Source organism: Pseudidiomarina marina (assembly GCF_003987045.1).
In the GTDB taxonomy this organism is placed as follows: Bacteria; Pseudomonadota; Gammaproteobacteria; order Enterobacterales; family Alteromonadaceae; genus Pseudidiomarina; species Pseudidiomarina marina.
The window spans coordinates 506,363-529,065 of sequence record NZ_PIPZ01000002.1 but is presented as its reverse complement, the minus strand read 5'-3'; the positions used below and the strand labels follow the sequence as shown (position 1 = coordinate 529,065).

Here is a 22,703-nt window from a genome sequence, read left to right as displayed (position 1 = left end):
CAAACTTATGATGTACTTCAAATTTTTGGGTGCAGTGATGGTCAGTGTATTCATTGCAGCGATGCCATCAACAGCAATGGCTTATGGTAAACATGGGCATAGCGCATTTTGCGAAGCGGCCTATCAGCTCGCCCAGCCACAAACTCGACAACATATAGATGCTCTTGTTGCACAACACTCGAACTACGACAATTTTGGTAGTTTCTGTAGCTGGGCTGATGACATCAAAAGTGATAAAAAATGGGATTGGGCAAAACCACACCACTATGTGAACTTTCCAAGATCGGCAGCCAAAGTGCGCGAAGATGATTGCCCAGTTCAAGGCGGCTGTATTCTAACTGCTATACAGCATCATTATGATGTGCTGAAGCACGACCCGGAAGATTGGCAAGCACTCGCGTTTTTGGCGCATTTTATCGGTGACTTGCATCAACCCATGCACGTTAGCTTCGCCGATGATTTAGGCGGTAACCGTGCACGTTTAACGTACTTTGATCAACCAACCAATTTACACCGTTTGTGGGATACTGACATGCTACTTCGTCGCGGTGGTGAAGATACTTTTGCTAAAGCGAAGCAACTTATTGATGGCTTAGTTGCAGAATCGCCAATAACAATCACTGGAGAAAAAACGTTAAAGTGGGCGAATGAATCAGCGGCGATTACCCGCCGTATCTATTCAAACTACCGTGAAGGCCAAGATTTGGGCGAAGATTACACCGCGCAATGGGAGCCGTTATTAGAGCAGCGCATGCAACAAGGTGCGCAGCGATTGGCTGCAATTTTGGATGGATTGTTCGCTAACAATAAAGCGGAAAAGTAATTAAGCTTTTGAATTTAGGCGCTGAGGCGTAGATTCTTGACTACCATCGGCGCCATACATTGCTGCGCTGCCCGAGCCAGCCGCATCACGAAGAATGTTGAGCATCTGCTGATTGTGATGCAAACGGTGTTGAATGAGTTCGCCATTGAGGCTATTCAGTTGCGCAATTCTTTGCGTACGCTCTAATAACTGTTGCCAAATATCAGTGCAACTCGCTTGCTCTGCCGCCTTTCGAGCGCCTGCGGCGTCATTACTAAACCCAAGTTTTTGCTGCGCTGCGCGACGCTTGCTTTCACTTGATTCGATGTTTTGTTGAATGACGTGTTTTTGTTCAGCTAACGATTTAAGTTTCTCGCCATCAATTTTCCCGTCGCCAAGTAGTCGCTGCTCCTGTTCAAGCAATGCTTGCAGTTGCCCTAAACGCTCAACTTGTTCGGTTAAATGTTGACGTAAACTCATAACGGCTTAAACACCATCAGTTAGGCTTTTCAATAATGCTTCGGCAATATTGTCGGTATTCATGTTCAGTTTCCCATCGCGAATCGCTTCGCGCAGTTCTTCAACGCGTGCCATGTTAACGTCCTGAGACGCATCTTGCGGCAGTTGACTCAAGTGGGTAACTACTTCGGCTTGTTTCGCCTCACCAGCGTTTGTTTTATCAGATTTTTGTGCCGCTTGTGAACGGCTAGACTCTGATTGGGTTACGCTGTTAGGTGGTTGATAACCATTGATTTTCACGGGAAATCCCTCGCTATTATTGGCGTTGCTAGTTCAGTTATCGGCACGAACGCCAATTTCTTTAAATTTATTTGCACAGTTTTAACAGTTACTGTGCTGGCTTTGCACGGCCGGCTGCGGTTATTTCCACACGCAATAATTGTTTGTTATTTAAACGAACACGAATTATATCACCAATTGAGCCAGTATCCATGGCCTCTCCCGTTCGCGTTATTTGAAAGCCGCTTCCCTTCGCCTCAATGATCAGCTCATCACCATAATTGACCACGTTTGGTCGAGTTAGGAGGTTCTCCTGCAGGACACTATGTCGGGTTAATGAGCGGCGCAATTGCTGCCCAACAACACGACTTATTTCTGCTGAAGTCGCCAGTAACGCGTGCCGTGGCAATTGGCTTAAGTCACCCTGCTTTATCGTAATGTCTTGGCGCGACAAAGTATGATTGCTAGCAAGATCTCGCGCTACCACCAAATACTCTCCAGTTACTGCAACATCAATTTGAACAAATAACGGGTTTTGTCGATTTGCATCGTTGCAACGTAGTTCGACCATTGTGCGTCCCGCTAGTCGTTGCGGTTCTCGGGTGAAACTTGCAGCCACGTTTTTGCAGTTTTCGAATGACTGTAAAGCAACGTCTGGCGTGATGAGGTGAAACGAATGTTTTGTTGTCGTTGGTGGCAAATGTTTTTGAACGAGATCGGCAATAGCTTGGTGCCAGAGTGTTTGCCCTGAAATAGAGGCGGCGAAAGAGGTTGTTGCCCACGCCAGCATGCACACAGATAAAGTGCTCCATAATCTGTTCGGCACGAACGCTCTCCTTCACATTAATAAACAACAGTTCGAATTATAGACAGTTCTATCAATTGGAATCTTCAGAATTGGGGGTAAAAAAACCGCTTATTCTTTGCTTTGCCTTTACACAAGTCGCAGTACTCTGCAACGTGAACAGGAGGGTCTGCACGATGATCGACAAGTTAACCAGTGCGTTGCAATTTCAACAACAGGCGTTGGCGTTGCGACAACAGCGACAAGAAACCTTGGCAGGCAATATTGCCAATGCGGACACGCCGAACTTTAAAGCGCGTGACTTTGATTTTTCGCAAGAGCTCAAGCGAGCGACAGCGCAGCAACACGGCGCGGTTAAATTAGCTACGACGCATGCAGGCCATTTACCTTTATCGTCGAGTACCAGCACGGTTGATATGCAGTACCGAGTACCAGCACAAAGTCGCTTGGATGGTAACACCGTCGATATGGATATGGAACGCACACAATTTTTAGATAACTCGATGCGTTACCAAGCAGATATTCAGTTTTTAGATGATCGCATTAGTGGCCTGCGTAAAGCCATGCAACCAGAACAATAAGGAAGCGAAATTATGGCGATCTTTTCAATCTTAGACATTTCCGGATCGGCACTAACCGCGCAATCACAGCGCATGAATGTGGCGGCGAGCAATATGGCGAATGCTAATAGTGTGGCAGGTCCAGACGGACAACCCTACAAAGCCAAGCAAGTTGTTTTTGAGCAACAGTTGCAAGCTAGCGGCATTGGCGGTGTGAAAGTTAAAGAAGTGGTGGAATCAGAAGCACCAGCACGCCGTGAATATCAACCAGGTCATCCGCTTGCCGATGAGCAAGGGTATGTAACGATGCCAAACGTCGACCCTGTAGCTGAAATGGTCAATATGATTTCTGCCTCGCGGTCTTATCAAGCCAACGTTGAAGTGATGAACACCAGTAAAGATTTACTGATGCGTACACTCAGTATTGGAAAAGGCTAGGGAGTAAGTCATGAGTACTATTGATGCAAGCGTATTAAACCGTGTAAATCAGACTGCCAATAGCTCGCAAGTGGCTTCAGATAGCCAAGAAATGCGAGACAATTTTATGACGCTGTTGGTGACTCAGTTGCGCAATCAAGATCCATTGAACCCAATGGAAAATAACGAAATGACCTCGCAATTGGCACAAATTAACACCGTGAGTGGCATTGAATCATTGAACGAGACCATGCAAACCATCAACGGGCAGATGGAAACCGCTAAATCAATGCAGGCGTCAGCGTTAATTGGTCGCGCTGTACTAGTGCCGGGTGAACGGATTTTGGTGGGTAATGAAGTTGATGGTAGCGCAACGCCATTCGGCATTGAGCTGAACGCGCCTGCGGAAAGCGTCAAAATTAATATATACAACGCCAGTGGCATGTTGGTGCGGCGCATGGATATGGGCGAAGTCGGCTCGGGTCCACAATCATTTACATGGGACGGCAAAATGGACGACGGCACTTCAGCACCTGCCGGCTCATACAACTTTACTGTTGAAGCAACCAATGGTGACGAACCAGTCACGTCAGAGCGCTTCAACTATGCACAGGTTATCGCGGTAAGTATGACGGAAGAAGGTCCGCGATTAGATTTAGGCGGTATTTTAGAACCCGTTCGTCTTGAAGACATTCGGCAAATTATCTAAGGAGCTCGATCATGGGTTTTTCACAAGCATTATCAGGTTTACGTGCAGCGGCCACGAATCTCGATGTCGTTAGTAACAACATTGCGAACTCACAGGTTGTTGGTTTCAAGAGCGCCCGCGCTCAGTTCGCAGATATCTATGCCAATGCTCAAGTTGGTTTGGGTACTCGCGTTGCCGGTGTCTTTCAAGATTTCAGCGAAGGCAATATTGAAACCACCAATCGCAGTATGGATTTAGCTATTAGCGGTAAAGGTTTCTTCCGCTTTGAGCAACAAGGGCAAGTGCAGTATTCACGGAATGGCCAATTAAGTATTGATAAGAATGGTTATATCGTAAATGCACAGGGCGCTCAGCTTACGGGTTACCCGCAAGGTGCAGACTTCGGTGGTCAACCTGAGGTTTTACGTGTACCACCTGGTGGCATTCCAGCGATGGCATCAACCGAGCTTGATGGTGTTTTTAACTTAGACACCAGCACAGCCCTTGTCGACCGCGGGACGGTGCCTTTTGATACCACGAACCCAGATAGCTACTCCTATGCCAATTCCGTGACCTTGTATGACTCGTTAGGTAACGCTCATCCAAGCATGATGTATTTTACGAAAACTGCGGATAACCAGTGGGAAGTACGGATGTCTCGCGGCGACGAGGTTGCGCCAGAAGTTGGGCAACTTACCTTCGATGCGAATGGCCTACTGACTGGTACTACTGGCATGGATGGCTTCACATTTGTGCCAGGTGAAGGTGCGGCTGATATGTCCATAGCTATGGACGTTACCGGCACGACCCAGTTTGCCAATGAGTTCGAGCTCACATCAATGGAGCAGAACGGCTATATGTCAGGCACGCTGATGCAAGTTGCGGTTTCTGAAAATGGTGACCTCATTGGTACCTATTCAAATGAGCAACAAGTTGTTTTGGGAACCATTGCATTGGCTAATTTCAAAAGCCTTGAGAGCATGAAATCAGTAGGCGGTAATGCTTGGATTGAAACCAAAGGCTCAGGCGTTCCAATTTTATCAGTACCTGGCGAAGGCCAATTTGGTTCGATAATGGCTGGTGCAGTAGAGGCTTCAAACGTTGATTTAACTCAAGAGTTAGTATCGATGATTATTGCTCAGCGTAATTATCAAGCAAACGCACAGAGCATTAAAGCTCAGGATGAAGCGTTGCAAACCACGATGCAGTTGAAGTAATTCAAAGCTAACTAAAGAGGCTTAGTGATGGATGCCATTTTATACACGGCCATGAATGGGGCGCGCCAGACTCTTGATGAACAGTCGGTGGTCACGAATAACTTGAGTAATGCATCAACGACCGGTTTTCGGGCGCAGCTTGCTGCAGCCCGAGCTGTCCCGGTAAATGGTGCTGGCGCATTAGATACGCGGGTGGCGGCAGTCACCACGACTGGGTTATTCGATACCTCAGGGGGCGCTATTCAGACAACGGAGCGTGATTTAGATGTGGCACTCGATCAAGCCAACTGGTTAGCAGTGCAAACGCCGGATGGCGAAGCTTACACCAAACGTGGTGACTTGCAGGTTGATGCTAATGGTCAACTTAAAGTAAATGGCATGCCGGTTTTAGGTGATGGCGGACCTATATTGTTGCCGCTTGGCACACAAGTCTCCATAGGTAATGACGGTACGATTAGCGGCATCGGCATGGGCGGTGATGCCAACGAATTAGTACCTTTAGATCGGCTTAAATTGGTGCGTGTTGATCAGCCAAACCAGCTGCAACGCAGTGATGATGGCTGGTTTCGTACACCAGTTGGCGCGGCATTACAGCGCGACGAAAATGCACAGTTGGTTTCTGGCGCGCTAGAGGGTAGCAACGTCAATACCATTGAAGCGATGGTGGCAATGATTGATACCCAGCGTCGTTATGATCTGAACATGAGTGTGATTTCAACGGCCGATGAAACAGCGCAACAGGCCAATAGCCTGCTCTCGGTGAAAGGCTAAGCACCGCTTAAGTGGAGAAAGATTATGATTAAAGCGTTATGGACAGCCAAAACAGGTTTAACCGCACAGCAACAACAGCTGGACGTGATCACCAATAACTTGGCAAACGTGAATACCGCGGGTTTCAAACGCTCGCGGGCGGTTTTTGAGGACTTGTTATACCAAAACATGCGTCAGCCAGGCGCCATGAACAATGCGCAAGACAGTTTGCCATCCGGTTTACAGGTTGGTACGGGTGTGCGCGCCGTGGCAACTGAACGATTGCACACGCAGGGTAGTTTAAACAATACCGAGAACTCGCGTGATTTAGCAATTAGCGGTAAGGGTTATTTTCAAGTATTGATGCCGGACGGCTCAGTTGCTTACACCCGTGACGGGAGCTTTCAGGTAAATCAAGATGGCCAAATGGTTACCGCCAACGGTTTTCCATTAGAGCCTGCGATTTTTCTGCCGGCAAACGCGATGAGCGTGACAATTGGTCAAGACGGTATTGTTACTGTGACCCAACCTGGCAATACGCAAAACATGCAAGTAGGACAAATTACGCTTGCTATGTTTATGAACGACGCTGGCCTAGAAGCCCGTGGCGGTAACTTGTATGTGGAAACACAAGCCTCAGGGGCCCCAACAGAATCACTGCCAGGTATGAACGGAGCGGGCACCTTATTTCAAGGTTTTGTTGAAGCTTCCAACGTGAACGTGGTGGAAGAAATGGTCAACATGATTCAAACCCAGCGTGCATATGAAATAAATAGTCGTGCAATTTCTAGCAGTGACGAAATGCTGGCGCGTTTAAGTCAGCTGTAATGAGACGAGGTAGACGGGTGATGCGCGCGGCAATGGTTATAGCAGGTGGTATCGTGTTGGCGGGCTGTAGCAGTTCTCCACCGGAACCGGTAGTGGTTGAACCTTATGATCCGGTAGTGATTCCGAAAAACGCAGAAGCGGTTCCAAATGGTTCCATTTATCAGGCGCAAAATGGCTATATACCGTTATTCGAAGATCAGCGGCCACGTCGCTCTGGCGACATTATTACCATCGTGCTTGAAGAACAAGTGAGTGCAACCAAAAACGCCTCATCACAGTCGTCACGTGCCAGTAATATCGGTATGGATCTCGAAGGCTTACCGGATGCCTTGGAGGAGCTCGCTGAGTATGGATTTAATATTGGTAGCACAAACGATTTTACCGGTTCAGGCGGTAGCAGTGCCTCAAATCAATTTTCCGGCATTATCACCGTTCAAGTAATGCATGTATTACCGAACGGCAATCTGCATGTTCGCGGTGAAAAGCAAATCGCGATTAACCAAGGCACCGAATACATTCGCTTTTCTGGTGTCGTTAATCCGCGCAGCATTAATGGCCAAAACAGTGTTCTTTCGAGTGCGGTTGCAGAGGCTCGCCTTGAGTACATTGGTGATGGATATATCAACCAAGCGCAGAAGCAGGGTTGGTTACAGCGCTTTTTTAACTATATTGCGCCGTTTTAAGTAGGGGTTTCATATGTTGCGACAGTTTATTGTGCTCATCGCATTAGCGACTATCTCGATGGGTAACGCGCAGGCAGAGCGCATTAAAGATCTTGCAGATTTTGCCGGAGTGCGAAGCAACAGCTTAGTTGGCTATGGCTTGGTTGTCGGTCTTGATGGCTCAGGTGACCAGACCATGCAGGCGCCATTTACTGGGCAAAGTATGACCAATATGCTAGCGCAGTTGGGTGTGACGATTCCGCCCGGTACGAATATGCAATTACGCAATGTGGCTGCGGTTATGGTTACCGCAACCTTGCCCGCCTTTGCCCGCCCTGGGCAACAGTTAGATGTGGTGGTTTCTTCCATAGGTAACGCTCGAAGCTTACGCGGAGGCACTTTATTAATGACGCCACTGAAAGGTGCTGATGGTCAAGTGTATGCCTTGGCGCAAGGTAACTTATTGATTAACGGTGCTAGTGCAGAATCACAAGGTTCATCGGCAGTTATTAATCAGCAAGCTGGCGGCCGCATTACTGATGGCGCCACCGTTGAACGTGAAGTTGCACTCGATTTGGGGCGCGTGAATTTGCAGTTGAATTTAAAAGAAGCGGACTTTACCACAGCACTCAACATGGTTGACCGAATCAATAATGAGTTTGGATACTCAGTTGCAAATGCAATCGATGGCGGCTCAATTGAACTACAAAGCCCGCAGAACGCGAACGACCGCGTGCGGTTCATGGCTCGTGTTGAAAATATTGATGTGCAACCGGCGGCAGCCGATCCGCGCGTGGTACTTAATTCGCGCACCGGCTCGGTCGTATTAAGTGGCCCTGTAACCCTACGCCAGGCTGCGGTTGCTCACGGTAACTTGTCGGTCACCATTGCGCGCCGTCCATTTGTCAGCCAGCCACCTGCGCTTAGTGGCGGCGAGACAATTACGGGTGAAACTGCCGATATTGCGATTGAGCAAGAGGAAGGTTCGTTGCAAATGGTTGAAGGCGTGGAGTTAATGGAAGTAGTGCAAGCTCTAAATAGCCTAGGTGCCACACCGAGCGACCTCATGGCAATTCTGCAAGCGCTGCAAGCGTCTGGTGCGCTACGCGCTGAATTGGAGATTATTTAATGGCAAACTCAGTCGCTTCAGTAGGTTTAGCGATAGACGTGCAGCAACTCAGTCAGTTAAAGAAGCAAAGTCATGCGCAGCCGGAGCAAGCGGCAGCTGAGGCGGCGCGACAGTTTGAAGCGCTATTTATTCAACAAATGATGAAATCGATGCGCGAAGCCGGCGGTGAATCAGAACTGTTTAATAGCTCGGCGATGCGTAACTACACCGATATGTTTGACCAACAATTAGCCACAGAGGTTGCTGGTAAAGGTATTGGCCTTGCGGAACAACTATTACAGCAATTGCAGCAACAGCAAGGCAAAAAACCATAAAGTTATGCGTGCTAGTGCCGATAAGTAAGGTAGTAGCATTAGGGAGCAAGCATGAGTATCTTTTCAATTGGCCTAAGTGGTTTACGCGCGGCTCAAACTGGGTTGTATGCCACTAGTGGCAACATCAGTAACGTGAATACTCCGGGTTACAATCGCGAGATTGTACAACTAGGTGAAAATCGCACAAACGGTGTATTAGTCAACGGTGTTGAACGTCAATTTAATCAATTTGTTGCCACGCGATTGAATGCTTCTAGTGGCTCGTTAGCATCGCTTGAAACTTACTATAGTCAGGTGCGCCAAATTGATAACTTGTTGTCAGATGAGCGCTCAGGCTTAGCGCCGGTTATGCAAGAATTCTTTAATGCGCTTGGCCAAATGAACAGTAGTCCTGCTGATCCAGCGGCTCGCGCTGGGGTATTAGGAACAGCCAATACGTTAGTCGGTCAGTTCAAATCATTCGATAATTACCTCGAAGACATTGAAAGCAGTGTCAACGCCGAGATGAAGTTTGAGGTGGATACGATTAATGCACTTACTGGGCAAATCAGCTCCCTCAATAAAGAAATTTTGATTGCTCGGTCAGGCACAGGTGAGGCGCCCAACAGCTTGTTGAACCAACGTGACAAGTTAGTGCATGACTTATCGCAACGGATTGATGTGCGAGTTCACGAACAGAAATCAGGTTCGTATACGGTGTCGTTGAATAATGGCTCACCATTAGTGTCGGGCGATACCGCTTACCAACTATCAGCGTTGACCGACAATGGCGACCCAACGCGCACAGCGATCTTCTATAACGACGTTGCCGGCAATCAAATTCAGTTGAAAGAATCGACCTTTAATCGAGGCAGTTTAAGCGGCTTGATGGAATTTCGATCAAAAAGTTTAGACACCATGCGCAACCAGCTAGGACAGATGGTTCGTGTGTTTACTGACGCATTTAATCAACAGCATCAAGCTGGAGTTGATTTAAACCAAGACCCGGGTCAGGCAATGTTTGACGCAGGTAACGCGGTTGCCTACAGCAATGCTCGTAATACCGGTAATGGTACTGCCGCCGTACAAATTAGCGATTCGACGGAGTTACTTGCTGCCGATTACGATATCAGATTGACCGATACCGGTTATGAAGTTCGTCGTTTGGATAACGGTAAGATAGTGAACGCGGCCTTTGATGGTGCAACCGGGACGCTAACGTTTAATGGTTTAGAGATCACCATGACAGGTACCGTAGAGCCGGGTGACAGCTTCCGAGTTCGGCCATTAGTAAATCAAGCACAGAGTTTTGAATTATTGCTCAATGAAGGTTCACAACTTGCAGCGGCTCAATCAACGGCTAGCGGTGACAACCGTAATGGTTTGGCCATGCTCGATTTGCAGAATCAGTTGCTCGTGGAAGGTAAGGGTACATTCAACCAAGCCTACGGCACGATGGTGAGTACCTTAGGTAACCAAATTAATGTCGTGCAGGCGAACTTAGCGGCTCAAGAAGGGTTAACTGAACAATTAACCTCATTACAGCAGTCGGAATCGGGCGTAAACCTTGATGAAGAGGCGGCTAACCTTATCCGCTATCAACAATTCTACCAAGCCAATGCCAAAGTGATTGAGACCGGTTCAACCATTCTCGATACCATTTTACAGTTGCGCTAAGCGAACAACGCGGAGTTTAAATCATGCGAATCAGTACTCTCACCATGTATAACCAAAGCGTGTCATCGATGAATCGGCAGCAAACCGATTTTATGAAAATAGGTCAACAAATTGCCAGTGGTAAGCGTATTGTGAACATTTCTGATGATCCGCAGGCAATGACGCAAGCAATTAACATTGGGCAGTCGAAAGCGGTATCGAGTCAGTTTAGCGACGCGCGCGTTGGCGTCCGTAATGCGTTATCGCAAGAAGAAAGCGTATTGAATACAGTGAACGATATATATTCACGCGCCAAGACCCTGATGGTTCAGGCGTCCAGCGATACCTTGTCTGATGCTGACCGAGCTTCGGTTGCCAGTGAGATACGTGGGTTGTACGAATCATTGATTGGCTTAGGCAATACACGCGACGGTAACGGCCGCTATTTATTTGGTGGCTATCAAGATGATACCGCACCGTTTGTTCGTGATGTGAATGGTAACGTCAACTATGTTGGCAATCCCGATGTGCGCGAACAACAAGTTGATGGTGATCGTCGGATGGCGGTCGGTCACTCAGGCGACAAAATTTTCCGTTCGGTGCATAGCAGCGCGGGCTACTTAGCTGACGCGGGATTAACCAATCAGGGAACAATGCAATTTAACGGTATTAATATCGTTGATTCGAATCATCCTGATTTCGGTCAAGCCTATGATATTGAGTTTGCCGATAATGCTGGGCAAATGCAGTACCGCGTGAATGGCGGCGCATGGACCGACTACAATGATCCAACAACAATTACGTTAGGTGGCGTTGAAGTTGAGTTGGAAGGTGCCCCAGCTACCGGCGATACATTGCGTGTGGCGCGTGGTCAAGATAACAACATGGATATCTTTCGGACATTTGAGAAAGCACTTTCAGTACTTGATAATGCTGCGAATACAGATGCTGAAAAAGCGCAGCGAGTGAATACATTACGTACCGCAATGCGTGAATTCGATAACGGCATGGACAATGTGTTAACCACCCGCGCCGAAGTTGGTGCACGGTTGAACGAGCTTGATGCGCTGGACACTATTGGTGGTAATCGCACATTAGCCTACGAACAAGCATTATCTGATCTAGTTGATTTGGATTATGTTGAAGCGGCATCGCAGTATAGTGTGCGGATGGTTGGTTTGCAGGCGGCACAGAAGGCGTTTGTAGACATGAAAGATATGAGTCTGTTTAAGTTCCTTTAAACGCAACGACGATATTAGCCGTTAGATATTAGATATTAGAGCGGTTGTTTTGGGCTTTTCCTAATATCCAATATCCAATATCTAATATCCAATAGCTAATATCGTAGTTGCCCTTTACATCGCGAGGAGGACTTGTTCGACCATGTCGAGGCCTAGACGGAATAGGCGCTGCAAGTAACCTCCGAGCTCTGTTGTTAGTACGGTCATCAAGACCAGTCCAAGCGTCAGCGACATGGGGAAACCGACTGAGAATACAGTAAGTTGTGGAGCTGAGCGGTTCAAGATACCGAGAGTCAGGTTCACAATAAGTAACGCACCGAAAACAGGTAACGCCAGTAAAATCCCCGAGCTAAATACGACTAGACCAAAGCGCGCGACTTGTTCGAATGCGCCTGCATTCAAACCGAGTGTACCTATCGGTAAAAACTCAAATGAACGCGCTAAAATTTCTAGCATGATCAAGTGCCCATCAATAGCCAGAAACATCAGGATAGCGAAGGTATAGAACACACGCGACAAAATCATTGTGTTCGCGCCGCTGTCGGGCGAAAAGAAGGTAGCGAAGGCAAGACCCATCTGTAAGCCAATGTACTCACCGGCAGCTTGTACGGCGGCGAAAACAACTTGAACAACAAGCCCGATAGTCACCCCAATGATGATTTGCTCAACAATAATGCCAAAGCTGGCCCATGAGAATAGCGGGATATCCGGTAATGGCGGCAGAACTGGCGCGATAATGACACTGAATATGAGAGCTAGCCCCAGTTTTACCTGATTTGGAATGCTGGAATGGCTGAATACAGGCGCAATCAGTAATAACCCCGTAAATCGACAGAATGGCCATAAGAATAAGCTAATCCATTCTTGAAGTTGCGCGAAGGTGACCGTAATCATGCGCGACTCCGTTATTGAATCATGGACGGAATATTGGTGAATAACCGCGTGGTGAAATCAATAATAAGCTGAAGCAGATAAGGGCCAATAAGCACGAGTACCGCAAGTACACCAAGAATTTTCGGAATAAAACTTAAGGTCATCTCGTTAATTTGCGTGGCGGCTTGAAACAAACTAATCAACAAACCGAGTAGCAGAGCTGTGAGCAACAAAGGGCCAGCTAAATAGACACAAAGCAACATGGCTTGGTAGGCAATTGTCATGACGGTTTCAGGTGTCATTGTTGCCCCCTACACATAAAAGCTGGCCGCAAGCGAGCCAATCAGTAACTGCCAGCCATCCACCAGAACAAACAGCATGAGTTTAAACGGCAATGAAATGGTTGCCGGTGGAACCATCATCATACCGAGCGCCATAAGCACACTGGCCACAACTAAATCGATAATCAAAAACGGAATAAAAATTGTAAAACCGATTTGGAATGCCGTTTTAAGTTCACTGGTTACAAATGAAGGTACAAGTACGTGAAATGGCACTTCTTGGGGCGAAGCTATGGGACCAACGTCAGCAAGATTTGCGAATAATGCCAAATCAGGCTCGCGGGTTTGTGCGAGCATAAATTCACGTAGTGGGCCGGACGCGAGTTCTAAAAACTGCGGGAAGTCGATATTGTCTTGACTAAATGGTAACCAGGCAATGTCATAAATTTGGTTGAAAACCGGTGCCATGATGAAAAATGTCAGAAATAACGCTAGCCCCAGCAACACCTGATTGGGCGGTGCTGACTGAGTACCCATTGCGGTTCTTAATAAACCAAATACGATGATAAGTCGCACGAAGCAAGTCATCATAAGCACAACAGCGGGTAAAAATGTCAGGCTGGTTAAAAAGAGTAAGGTTTGGAGCGATAATGACCATTGCTGACCGCCATTTTCGGTTGGCTCCACTAAAACACCAGGAATAGACTGGGCGAGTGTTTCAACAGGCAACCAAAAGACACCAACAGCGATGATGATAAGCCAAATACGACGCATTATTTTGCCTCTTTGGATGGCGCCGAGGCGTTTTTATTGAGAGCTTGTTGCAACCGCGCGGCGAAGCCATTTAGCTGAGCCTCTGGGCGTTCTTGAGCAGGCATTTCATGGAGCTTGCTCACCTTGCCTGATGCCACCCCTAATACCAACCATGTATTGTTGATTTCGACAATAACGACGCGCTCGCGCTGGCCGACGGCAACAGAGCCGACGACATTGAGCAGTTTCGAGTGGCCTAAAGAGGTGCCATTCATTTTGCGGAATAACCAAGCGCACAGCAGAATAATGCCAATGATTAAAATCAGCACCAATGTTACTTGGCCGAGGAGTGCGAGGCCGCTGTCCACTTCTACTGCCATTGGCTCGTTCATCGGTTTAGCTTTTGTACACGTTCAGACGGCGTCACAATCTCGGTGATCCGAATACCGTATTTATCATCTAAAACAACCACTTCGCCTTGAGCTATTAAATAGCCATTAATCAGGATGTCCATTGGCTCACCGGCTAAGCCATCAAGTTCCACCACGGAGCCTTGTGCTAATTCGAGTAGCTGTTTAATGGTAATGCGGGTACGGCCTAATTCCACACTCAACTTCACCGGAATATCCATGATGATATCCAGTTCATTCATTGAGCTTGATTGAACGGAATTTTCTAGTGGTTTAAATACACTATTCGCATTTTCATCTGGGGCAGCGTCAGCGTTCTCTTCCAGCGCATCAGCCCACGGGTCTTGCTCGTTATCAGGATTTAATTTGTCTTTATTCGTCATCAGAGGACTCCTTGGCACGCAACGGGGTAAAAACACCGCCTTTATTTCGTTCACGCAGAAGTGACTGCGGGTATCGATGATTTTCGAGTAATCGCTTCACTTTGAGCGCACGATTGTCGTTGAGACTGCCAAACTCACATTCCATGATTGGCAAGGCATTCACTGTTGCAGTGACGGTTTCGGGTAGCTCAATTGGGAGGACATCGCCAGGTTTCAGTGACATGACCTGCGGAATTCGCATTGGAATATCAACAAAATTAGCAATGAGCTCGACACTTGATGCTTGTAGTTCATGTGTGATGCGTTGGCGCCATGCTTTGTCGTTACTATTTCCGCCGATATCAGCGCGTAAGTTGGTGAGCTTGTCACGCAACGGCTCAACCATGGCGTATGGCATACAAATTTTAAAATTACTATCGAGGTTACCAACTTCGAGGTGAAATGTAGTCGTTACGACGATTTCACTTGGCGAGCTGGTGATTGCCGCAAATTTAGGCTGCATTTCTGAGCGAATGTAGCTGATTTCTAGCGGGTGGACAGCACGCCACGACTCTTGGTAGGCATCGATCGCCAAATTAAGAACACGATTGATGATTCGTTGTTCAGTACCGGTAAATTCTCGCGCTTCGTTGCGGGTCATAAAACGGCCATCGCCGCCAAATAAATTCTCGACAATCATCGATACAAGCGCGTGCGGGAACACAACAAGTGCGCTGCCGCGCAACGGCTTCATTGAGATAATATTTAAATTGGTCGGTGTTGGCGTCGCGTCAGCAAAATCGCTAAAGCGTTGGTATTTTACCGACTCAACCGAAATGTCAGCGTTACGGCGCAACAAGTTAAACAGGTTCATGCGAAATTGACGTGCGAAGCGCTCGTTTATGACCTCTAGAGTATGTAAGCGCTCACGTACAATACGCGCTTGTGATCCCGGATCAAACGGCTGTTGTTTCACCTTACGCTTGGGTTTTGGTGTCAATACATCGACGCCAGCATCATGGCTAAGAGGAGCCGTAGTCTGGTCATCAGCATCAACATCATCCTCGGGAGCGATACCCGCCAATAATGCATCAAGCTCTTCTTGTGACAGTTGGTGTCCGTTACTCATGTGTTCTCTTTAGTTTATGCTTATTCACGTCGTATTTTCATGCTTACTGAACAATGAATTCGGTAAACAAGACGTCGTTTATAGCGAGCTCTTCGTCACCTTGATAAGGTGCGCTGAGTGAATCCATAATGCTTTTCGCGAGCACTTTCTTGCCTTCTGATTGCGCGATGCTCTCGGCTTCTTGACCTGATAACAACACTAACAAGCGATTACGAACTTGCGGCATATTTTTCATGAGTGTTGCTTTAACTTTCTCGCTTGGCACTTCTAATGTTAGCCCTGCATATAATAAGCGCGGACCAAATTGATCACTCTGCAAATTCACCGTAAATGGCGAAATGTTCACAAATACTGGGTCGGTTGGTTCTGGCTCTGCTTGAACTGCGCCGATGGCAGAAGCCGCCGCCAAGTTACGCGTATCCCATAGTAAATAGGTGTTGAGACCAATTAGCACCAACACTAAAATCAAAATGATCAGCATAATTGGCGAATTACTGTTGCCAGGTGCTGCTTGAGTGTCATTTTTGCGCGCCATTTTCTTATCCTTTAATTTTTACCAACGTACTCATTAAGCAAACGTATCAACTTGACCGTTATGAGCGGCGGCAGTATGCCGAGAATTTGAGCCCATGTCAGTATTCTCGGCCGATTCTGAATTTTCTACAGTGCTTTCGTTGGTATTTTGTCCATTATTTTGCGAATTTGCTGCCCATTGTTGTGCTTGCTGGCGAGCCTGCTGTTGCGCAAATTGCTGTCCTTGATCGCTCACTTGCGATTCACCCAATTGAATGCCTTGGTTAGCAAGTGCATCACGCAAGGTCGACATAGCTTGTTCTAGCGCGCCACGAACCTGTTGGCTGTGCGTCAAAATATTTAACTGCGCCGTGTTGTCATCCATGCGCAACTGAACTTGTAGCGGGCCAAGTTCTGCTGGATGCAAGCGTAAAGTCATTTCATTTTGATTATGCATGACCATTTGCATCACGTTTTGTTGTAATTGGTTCGCCCAAGCTTGGCTACCGACCGGTGCTGCAAGTGACGCCGTCGCTGCTGTTGTGCTTGGTGTTGTTGGTGCCGTTTGGGCTGATTGCACTGATTGAGCAACCGGTGCTTCAACCATGACGACGCTTGCGCTCATCGTCGAAACCGGTGCTTGAACGGTACGAGTGGTTTCTAGTTGAGTGGTCGGTTTAACTGAATTCAACTCAGTTGTCAGCGGCGCACTTGAGCCACGGATGTCAGGTTTTGCCTGTTCAGGTTCAGGTGTAGCGACAGGAACAGACGCGGCTAATGGCTCGACAGGTTTTGTCGACACTGCATTATTACTGACAGGGGCGGAGGCAGTCGTTGTACTTGGTTCATCAGTGATGACCGGCGATATCTGGTTGGTTGCTACCGGTTGGCGTTGCGGTTGAGCTGCGCTAACAGCATTCGCAACAACGGCCTGCACAGATGGCTTGTTCGCAACCGACTGGGCTGATTGAGGCTGTTGCAAAGCTTGTTGCTGTTGTAGCTGCGCTAAAATCTGAGCAATGGCTTCGGGATTCAACTCGGCCTGCTCTAGTAACTGCTCTTGCTCACTTGGCTTTAAATTGTTGGCCAATTGCTGAAGCTGAGCTTCTGTTGTTGTGGCGTCGAATGAGTAGGTGTTTACCCCAGATTGTGAGCCGGAGTGGTTCGACAGCGCGGCAAAAAGCGCAGCAAAGCCTGAGATCGGTGCTTGTGTATCTGTCGATGCAGCAGCGCCTTTGGTGCTGGCTGGTGTAGTCGTCATTAAATTATTGAAATTAACCATCATACTCACCTTTTTTCTCCTAACGCAGCCCACGCTGACGCATGTACATGGCTAACGACAGCTCATCAGCGAGCTTCTGTTCGTGTTTCATGGCTACTTTAACTTCGGCTGCCTGCTTGCGGTCAGCTAAGGTTTCATAAGATGCCAATTTACGTTGTTTGGTCTGCCAAAATTGTTGGCTTTTATCTACTTTTGTTTCTTGATCGACTAACGCATTTTGAGCCCGCGCGACGGCGCTATCTAAACTCGCTAAAAACTGACGATAGTTGCTTAGTAAATGGCTCGCGATACCGTTTTGCATCTGTTGATGAAGCTGCACCGCATAATCGTTTCGATATTGTTGTAACGTTTGTAACTGTTGCGCAATTTTGTGTTTGTTTTGGCGTTCTTCTGCCAATAATTTGGCTGCCTCATTGCGTGCTTTCTCAGCTTGCTCAGTCAAGTGGGCTAAAACAAATCCATTCATGCTTAGGCGCCTCCAACCAATTCAGTTAAACGCTGCTGTGCTTGTGCAGTCGATGCTTGTTCCGACATTTTTTGCTGCAAATAGGCTTCAATTTGCGGGAATTTTTGTACCGCTTGGTCTAACAATGGATCATGTCCGGGGCTATAGGCACCAACGCTAATTAAGTCACGATTGCGCTGATACACTGAGATCAACTTTTTCAGTCGTTGAGCTTGTTGCTGTTGACCAAGCGTGGTTACCGACGGCATCACGCGACTAATCGATGCTTCAACATCAATTGCGGGGTAGTGACCGCTCTCAGCTAAGTGGCGCGACAATACAATGTGGCCATCAAGAATGGCTCGGGTAGAATCCGCAATCGGGTCTTGTTGGTCATCGCCTTCAGTTAAGACGGTATAAAACGCCGTAATTGAACCACCACCGCGAACACCGTTTCCAGCGCGCTCAACAAGAGCTGGAATTTTAGCAAACACACTCGGCGGGTAACCTTTGGTGGCCGGTGGCTCACCAATCGCCAAGGCAATTTCACGTTGCGCCATGGCAAAGCGAGTCAATGAATCCATGATCAGTAAGACATGCTTGCCTTTATCGCGGAAATCCTCAGCGAGACGTGTCGCATAGGATGCACCCTGTAAACGTTGTAACGGCGAGGAGTCAGCCGGTGCGGCAACAACAACGGAACGAGCCATACCCGCTTCGCCAAGAATATGGTCAATAAATTCTTGAACCTCACGACCCCGCTCGCCAATCAGACCAACCACAATCACGTCAGCTTTGGTGAATCGTGCCATCATGCCGAGTAATACCGACTTACCAACACCAGAGCCAGCAAAAAGCCCCATGCGTTGACCACGACCAACACTGAGCAAACCATTGATGGCGCGGATGCCAACATCAATCGAGGTATCAATGGGCGCGCGAAGCATTGGGTTGATGGTTGTGGTTGCCAAATAGCCGTATTCAGATTGCTTCGGTAACGGTTTGTTATCAAGTGGGCGTCCGCTACCATCAAGAACGCGGCCTAATAAACTCTCGCCTAACGGGAATCGACGGCTATCATGGTGACCATCGTTGAGCGGCATGACGCGAGCGCCAGGTACCAGCCCTTGAACTGCGTTAAGAGGCATCAAATAGGTCACCTCACCGGCAAAACCAACCACTTCCGCTTCAACTAAAACCTCGCCTTGCTGCGGCATTTCAATGACACAGCTACTACCCACTGGGAGTTTTAAACCAACAGCTTCAAGCACCATGCCGGTAGCACGCATCAAACGGCCGCACAGGTACCATTGTGGTAGGTGCTGCAGACGCTGGTTGACACTATTCAGTGTCACCTGCCATTGATGCAATTGCTGCTGGGCGTTAGCCATGGCGTCCTCGTAATTGGTGTACAATGCGTTGCCAACGGGTTTCGATAGTGGCATCGAGCTCGCCGTTAGCGCTAATTAAACGACATCCGCCACGCTCAAGACGATCATCAGCTCGTAGTTTCCAGCCGACCGTGGCAATCTCGTGTTCTAGATGCTGTTTGACTAGCTCTAAGTCATCTGGATTAAGCAACAACACTGGCTTGTCGATAAGCATTGGGTCTTCGTGCAAAATCGCCCGAATTAACTCTAAAACTTGCTCAGGATTCGCTGCTAACGCTTCACCAGCTAGCTGCCGACCGACAGTTAACGACAGTTGCAACAGGCTTTCTGATAAATGCGCATCCATACCTTGCACAGCTGTATCCGCTTCCTTAATCAGGTCAGCGATTGGCACTAAGGCGGCTTGTAACTGTGCGTTATATTCAGTAAGTCCTTCTTCGCGCCCTATTTTTAAACCTTCGTCATAACCTGCTTGATAGCCGGCTTCATGACCCGCTTTTAAGCCCTCGTTATAGGCTTCTTGGCGAGCTCGCTCACGCAGTTGGCGTAGTTCACTTTGCTGATCGAACTGCGCTTGTTCTGCTTTTTGCTGTTGCGAAGCATCGCGTTGCTGCTTGGCAGACAACGGCTCCATATTCCAACTGCGCCACTGATTATTGGTGTTAGACGTAGGCATCATCACCACTACTCAACACAATTTCACCCGAGTCGGCCAAACGCCGAACCACTTGCAGAATGGCTTTCTGTTCGCTTTCCACTTGAGAAACACGAATTGGCCCACGGGTTTCCATTTCTTCGCGAATAAGCTGTGCTGCTCGCTGTGACATATTGCGTAAGAATTTCTCCACCAAGGCATCGTCGGCACCCTTGAGTGCCACCACCAGTGAAGTGGTTTCGATTTGGCGCAGTAGTACTTGAATACTGCGGTCGTCCAAGTCCATAAGGTTTTCGAACAAGAACATTTCGTCGACAATTTTCTGCGCCAATTCATCGTTGTAAGCGCGAATGTTTTCAAGTGCGGTGTCTTCTTGACCGGCACTAAGCAAGTTAAGAATTTCTGCGGCGGTGCGCACACCACCCATTTTGCTGCGTTTCAGCGACTGACCATCAAGCATGCCACCGAGTACCTCGGTGAGCTCTTGCAATGCCGCCGGCTGTACGCCGGTAAACGTCGCAACACGCAGCACCACATCGTTACGCAAGCGCTCTTCAAACAACTCCAACACACCAGCGGCTTGCGCACGGTCTAAGTGAATCAAGATGGTGGCGATAATCTGCGGATGCTCGTCTTTGATCATCTCGGCCACTTCTGGCACGTCCATCATATTCAATGCATCAATACCAATGCCGCCAACTTTGTGCTCTAACACATCTTCAATGAGCGTATTGGCGCGGTCTGAACCTAATGCTTTCGTGAGAACCGAGCGTACATAATCATCATATTTGTCGAGTGAAGGTGTGTTCGCTAAATCACTGTGGAACATTTCAAGCGCAGCTTTAATGTCTGCATGCGACACATCGGATAGCTTCGTCATTTCTTTGCTGATTTTCTGAATCTGATTTGGCGCAAAATGCTTAAATACTTCCGCTGCCGATTCTTCTTCCAGCATCAACAGCAGCAGCGCCGTACGACGCAGGCCGGTCATTTCTTTAGCGACACTTTTGTCAGGTGCGTTAGACGTGGTCATCATCGTTCATCCAATTCTGTAAGATACGAGCAACTTGGCGCGGATTCGTTTGCGCTACTTCTTTCGCTTTTGCTAAGGCTTGGGTGTAGCTCTTGTTGTTACGCTGCTCTGGCCAATGGAAGCTATCGCCTTGATCTTCGGCGACGTTCGAGTCATCTTCAGCATCGTAGTTGGACCCATCTTTACGGCGGCGACGTTTCACCACAACGTCTTCCATGTCATCATCGTCACCAACAACCGCGCGTAGCGTTCCTCTACCGTTAGTTGCTGAGCCTTCGGCCGCCGGCGAAACATGTAAATAGCGCTTCATGACAGGGCGTAGCAGTAATAAGTAAAGAAGCAAAATGCCGATGCCGGCTACTACGTAACGCACCACGTTTTGCGCCAGTTGCATCACAGCAGGTTGTTTGTACCAAGGTTCTTCAACAACAGATTCTTGCTCGCTTACAAACGGACTGTTTACCACTTCAATTTGGTCACCGCGCGCTTCTTGAAAGCCCATGGCTTGGCGCACGAGACGGTTGATGTATTCGAGCTCCTCATCGCTGCGTCGAACGAGCTCAGGATTGCCTTCGTCATCAAGCACGGTACGGTGGTTTATCACCACAGCTACCGATAAACGCTCAAGCTGACCGCGCTGGTGATCCACATGCTCAACAAAGCGGTCGAGCTCGTAGTTCACGACTTGGTCTTGTTGCACTGCGCGATTGCCTGTGGCTGCCGTCGTTTCCGTCTCATTGCCTTCGGCAGTTGTTTCAATCGGTGACGGCTCAACGCCCGGTGGTGTATTCGTTAATGCGCCAGGAACGCCCGTTGCACCAACACCGTTACCTTGCAGGTTGGTATTACGTTGAATGCTACGAATAGCGGCGGTTTCGGGGGTTTGGTTTGGGCTGTATCGCTCAGCCGTCGCTTCACGCTTCGAAAAGTCAACTTGCGCGACAACCTGCGCTTTGATGTTGTCACGACCCAAAATAGGAATCAGGATGTTCTCAATACGTTGCTGATACGAACGCTCAACTTGTTGAATATAATCTAGCTTTGAGCCACTTAAAGCATCATCGCGGTTATTTTGGGAAAGTAACGCACCGTATTGGTCAACAACAGTAACATTGTCCGGTGCAAGCTCAGGTACGCTGCTCGATACCATATGAATTATGGCTTGTACTTGGCCGTCACCAAGCTTACGACCAGGATGCAAGGTTAAAATTACTGAAGCTTTCGCTGGTTCGCGCTCACGCACAAACACTGAGGCTTTCGCCATCGCAAGGTGCACGCGTGCTTTTTGCACCGGACCTAGCGATTCCATGGAGCTGGCGAGTTCGCCTTCGAGCGCACGCTGGAAGTTAACCTGCTCGGCAAATTGGCTGATACCGAACGCTTGATTATCCATAAGGGAGAAACCGGCGTTGCCACCTTGCGGTAAACCTTGTTCTGCCATTTGTAAACGAAGCTTATGTACTTGATCACTTGGTACCAAAATACTACCAGTGCTGTTAAGCTGATATTTCACTTGGCGGGCATCAAGTTCGCTGACAATTCGGCCGCCATCGGCTTCACTCAGGTTACTATACAACACCCGATATTCTGGTGCGCTTGCCCACATCACTAACGCAAACACCAAGCCAATAAACGCCGCACCACCAATTAGTAAGGGCACTAAACCGCTTTGCTTTAGCTTATTCAGCCATTGCGGAGGCGCTGCATTCGCTGCCGCTGGACTGCTCATTGTTTGTGCTTGCGTTGCTTCCATTGGGTATCTCAATTCAATTTGTGCACGGATTTATCTA

28 protein-coding genes are annotated in these 22,703 nt (G+C 48.2%); 12 read left to right on the top strand and 16 right to left on the bottom strand.

Going from position 1 to position 22,703, the window contains the following annotated elements:
- Nucleotides 1-7 precede the first annotated feature (7 nt).
- Complete coding sequence (locus tag CWI76_RS08230) at nt 8-823, top strand: S1/P1 nuclease (protein ID WP_126759849.1); 816 nt, start codon at nt 8-10, stop codon at nt 821-823.
- Here CWI76_RS08230 and CWI76_RS08225 read toward each other — a convergent pair whose 3' ends face one another.
- The 3 genes from CWI76_RS08225 to flgA all read right to left on the bottom strand — a co-directional run bounded on the left by CWI76_RS08225 (nt 824) and on the right by flgA (nt 2,366).
- Entirely contained in the window at nt 824-1,282 is a 459-nt protein-coding gene (locus CWI76_RS08225; protein WP_126759848.1) for a flagella synthesis protein FlgN, read from the bottom strand.
- 6 nt (nt 1,283-1,288) lie between these two features.
- Complete coding sequence (flgM, locus tag CWI76_RS08220) at nt 1,289-1,561, bottom strand: flagellar biosynthesis anti-sigma factor FlgM (RefSeq protein ID WP_126759847.1); 273 nt, start codon at nt 1,559-1,561, stop codon at nt 1,289-1,291.
- Between the two features lie 88 nt (nt 1,562-1,649).
- Nucleotides 1,650-2,366 carry a flagellar basal body P-ring formation chaperone FlgA gene (flgA, locus tag CWI76_RS08215; RefSeq protein ID WP_126759846.1) on the bottom strand — a complete coding sequence of 239 codons (717 nt, stop codon included), beginning with the start codon at nt 2,364-2,366 and terminating at the stop codon, nt 1,650-1,652.
- A 155-nt stretch (nt 2,367-2,521) separates the two neighbouring features.
- On the opposite strand from flgA, the gene flgB reads away from it, so the two are divergent.
- From flgB to flgL, 11 genes are read left to right on the top strand one after another with little or no spacing between them, the layout of a single operon-like run.
- Nucleotides 2,522-2,926, top strand: coding sequence for a flagellar basal body rod protein FlgB (flgB, locus tag CWI76_RS08210; protein ID WP_126759845.1), 405 nt, complete (start codon nt 2,522-2,524; stop codon nt 2,924-2,926).
- A gap of 12 nt (nt 2,927-2,938) precedes the next feature.
- Nucleotides 2,939-3,343: a flagellar basal body rod protein FlgC gene (gene flgC / locus CWI76_RS08205; RefSeq protein ID WP_126759844.1), complete on the top strand. Its 405-nt coding sequence runs from the start codon at nt 2,939-2,941 to the stop codon at nt 3,341-3,343.
- Nucleotides 3,344-3,353: 10 nt separating this feature from the next.
- Nucleotides 3,354-4,031: a flagellar hook assembly protein FlgD gene (locus CWI76_RS08200; protein ID WP_126759843.1), complete on the top strand. Its 678-nt coding sequence runs from the start codon at nt 3,354-3,356 to the stop codon at nt 4,029-4,031.
- Nucleotides 4,032-4,042: 11 nt separating this feature from the next.
- Complete coding sequence (gene flgE / locus CWI76_RS08195) at nt 4,043-5,227, top strand: flagellar hook protein FlgE (RefSeq protein WP_126759842.1); 1,185 nt, start codon at nt 4,043-4,045, stop codon at nt 5,225-5,227.
- A 27-nt stretch (nt 5,228-5,254) separates the two neighbouring features.
- Nucleotides 5,255-5,998 carry a flagellar basal-body rod protein FlgF gene (gene flgF / locus CWI76_RS08190; protein WP_126759841.1) on the top strand — a complete coding sequence of 248 codons (744 nt, stop codon included), beginning with the start codon at nt 5,255-5,257 and terminating at the stop codon, nt 5,996-5,998.
- Nucleotides 5,999-6,022: 24 nt separating this feature from the next.
- On the top strand, nt 6,023-6,805 hold the full coding sequence (gene flgG, locus CWI76_RS08185; RefSeq protein WP_126759840.1) for a flagellar basal-body rod protein FlgG: 783 nt from the start codon (nt 6,023-6,025) through the stop codon (nt 6,803-6,805).
- 20 nt (nt 6,806-6,825) lie between these two features.
- Nucleotides 6,826-7,488: a flagellar basal body L-ring protein FlgH gene (locus CWI76_RS08180; RefSeq protein ID WP_241967994.1), complete on the top strand. Its 663-nt coding sequence runs from the start codon at nt 6,826-6,828 to the stop codon at nt 7,486-7,488.
- Nucleotides 7,489-7,501: 13 nt separating this feature from the next.
- A complete protein-coding gene (locus tag CWI76_RS08175) occupies nt 7,502-8,596 on the top strand; it encodes a flagellar basal body P-ring protein FlgI (RefSeq protein WP_126759838.1) in 1,095 nt (364 codons plus the stop codon).
- Entirely contained in the window at nt 8,596-8,910 is a 315-nt protein-coding gene (locus CWI76_RS08170; RefSeq protein ID WP_126759837.1) for a rod-binding protein, read from the top strand. The genes CWI76_RS08175 and CWI76_RS08170 overlap by 1 nt, the downstream gene beginning before the upstream one ends.
- Before the next feature lie 51 nt (nt 8,911-8,961).
- Nucleotides 8,962-10,566: a flagellar hook-associated protein FlgK gene (gene flgK / locus CWI76_RS08165; protein ID WP_126759836.1), complete on the top strand. Its 1,605-nt coding sequence runs from the start codon at nt 8,962-8,964 to the stop codon at nt 10,564-10,566.
- 23 nt (nt 10,567-10,589) lie between these two features.
- Nucleotides 10,590-11,786, top strand: coding sequence for a flagellar hook-associated protein FlgL (flgL, locus tag CWI76_RS08160; RefSeq protein WP_126759835.1), 1,197 nt, complete (start codon nt 10,590-10,592; stop codon nt 11,784-11,786).
- Nucleotides 11,787-11,900: 114 nt separating this feature from the next.
- Here the strand turns inward: flgL and fliR are convergent, their stop codons facing one another.
- Genes fliR through fliF form a run of 13 tightly spaced genes read right to left on the bottom strand, consistent with a single transcriptional unit; the run spans nt 11,901 to nt 22,666 of the window.
- Entirely contained in the window at nt 11,901-12,680 is a 780-nt protein-coding gene (gene fliR, locus CWI76_RS08155) for a flagellar biosynthetic protein FliR (protein WP_126759834.1), read from the bottom strand.
- 11 nt (nt 12,681-12,691) lie between these two features.
- Nucleotides 12,692-12,961, bottom strand: coding sequence for a flagellar biosynthesis protein FliQ (fliQ, locus tag CWI76_RS08150; RefSeq protein WP_055439886.1), 270 nt, complete (start codon nt 12,959-12,961; stop codon nt 12,692-12,694).
- Nucleotides 12,962-12,970: 9 nt separating this feature from the next.
- A complete protein-coding gene (fliP, locus tag CWI76_RS08145) occupies nt 12,971-13,714 on the bottom strand; it encodes a flagellar type III secretion system pore protein FliP (RefSeq protein WP_126759833.1) in 744 nt (247 codons plus the stop codon).
- On the bottom strand, nt 13,714-14,073 hold the full coding sequence (gene fliO, locus CWI76_RS08140) for a flagellar biosynthetic protein FliO (protein ID WP_198678586.1): 360 nt from the start codon (nt 14,071-14,073) through the stop codon (nt 13,714-13,716). Before fliO ends, fliP begins: the two co-directional genes overlap by 1 nt.
- An 8-nt stretch (nt 14,074-14,081) precedes the next feature.
- Nucleotides 14,082-14,486: a flagellar motor switch protein FliN gene (gene fliN, locus CWI76_RS08135; protein WP_126759831.1), complete on the bottom strand. Its 405-nt coding sequence runs from the start codon at nt 14,484-14,486 to the stop codon at nt 14,082-14,084.
- A complete protein-coding gene (gene fliM / locus CWI76_RS08130) occupies nt 14,476-15,594 on the bottom strand; it encodes a flagellar motor switch protein FliM (protein ID WP_126759830.1) in 1,119 nt (372 codons plus the stop codon). The genes fliN and fliM overlap by 11 nt, the downstream gene beginning before the upstream one ends.
- Before the next feature lie 43 nt (nt 15,595-15,637).
- The gene (fliL, locus tag CWI76_RS08125; RefSeq protein WP_126759829.1) at nt 15,638-16,129 is read right to left on the bottom strand and encodes a flagellar basal body-associated protein FliL; all 492 of its coding nucleotides are present in this window, start codon (nt 16,127-16,129) and stop codon (nt 15,638-15,640) included.
- Between the two features lie 33 nt (nt 16,130-16,162).
- On the bottom strand, nt 16,163-17,392 hold the full coding sequence (locus CWI76_RS08120; protein ID WP_198678585.1) for a flagellar hook-length control protein FliK: 1,230 nt from the start codon (nt 17,390-17,392) through the stop codon (nt 16,163-16,165).
- Nucleotides 17,393-17,408: 16 nt separating this feature from the next.
- Entirely contained in the window at nt 17,409-17,855 is a 447-nt protein-coding gene (gene fliJ, locus CWI76_RS08115; protein WP_126759827.1) for a flagellar export protein FliJ, read from the bottom strand.
- A 2-nt stretch (nt 17,856-17,857) separates the two neighbouring features.
- A complete protein-coding gene (gene fliI / locus CWI76_RS08110) occupies nt 17,858-19,225 on the bottom strand; it encodes a flagellar protein export ATPase FliI (protein ID WP_126759932.1) in 1,368 nt (455 codons plus the stop codon).
- Entirely contained in the window at nt 19,218-19,904 is a 687-nt protein-coding gene (locus tag CWI76_RS08105; protein WP_126759826.1) for a flagellar assembly protein FliH, read from the bottom strand. The genes fliI and CWI76_RS08105 overlap by 8 nt, the downstream gene beginning before the upstream one ends.
- The gene (gene fliG, locus CWI76_RS08100) at nt 19,888-20,916 is read right to left on the bottom strand and encodes a flagellar motor switch protein FliG (protein ID WP_198678584.1); all 1,029 of its coding nucleotides are present in this window, start codon (nt 20,914-20,916) and stop codon (nt 19,888-19,890) included. Before fliG ends, CWI76_RS08105 begins: the two co-directional genes overlap by 17 nt.
- A complete protein-coding gene (gene fliF / locus CWI76_RS08095) occupies nt 20,900-22,666 on the bottom strand; it encodes a flagellar basal-body MS-ring/collar protein FliF (protein WP_126759825.1) in 1,767 nt (588 codons plus the stop codon). Before fliF ends, fliG begins: the two co-directional genes overlap by 17 nt.
- Nucleotides 22,667-22,703 lie beyond the last annotated feature (37 nt).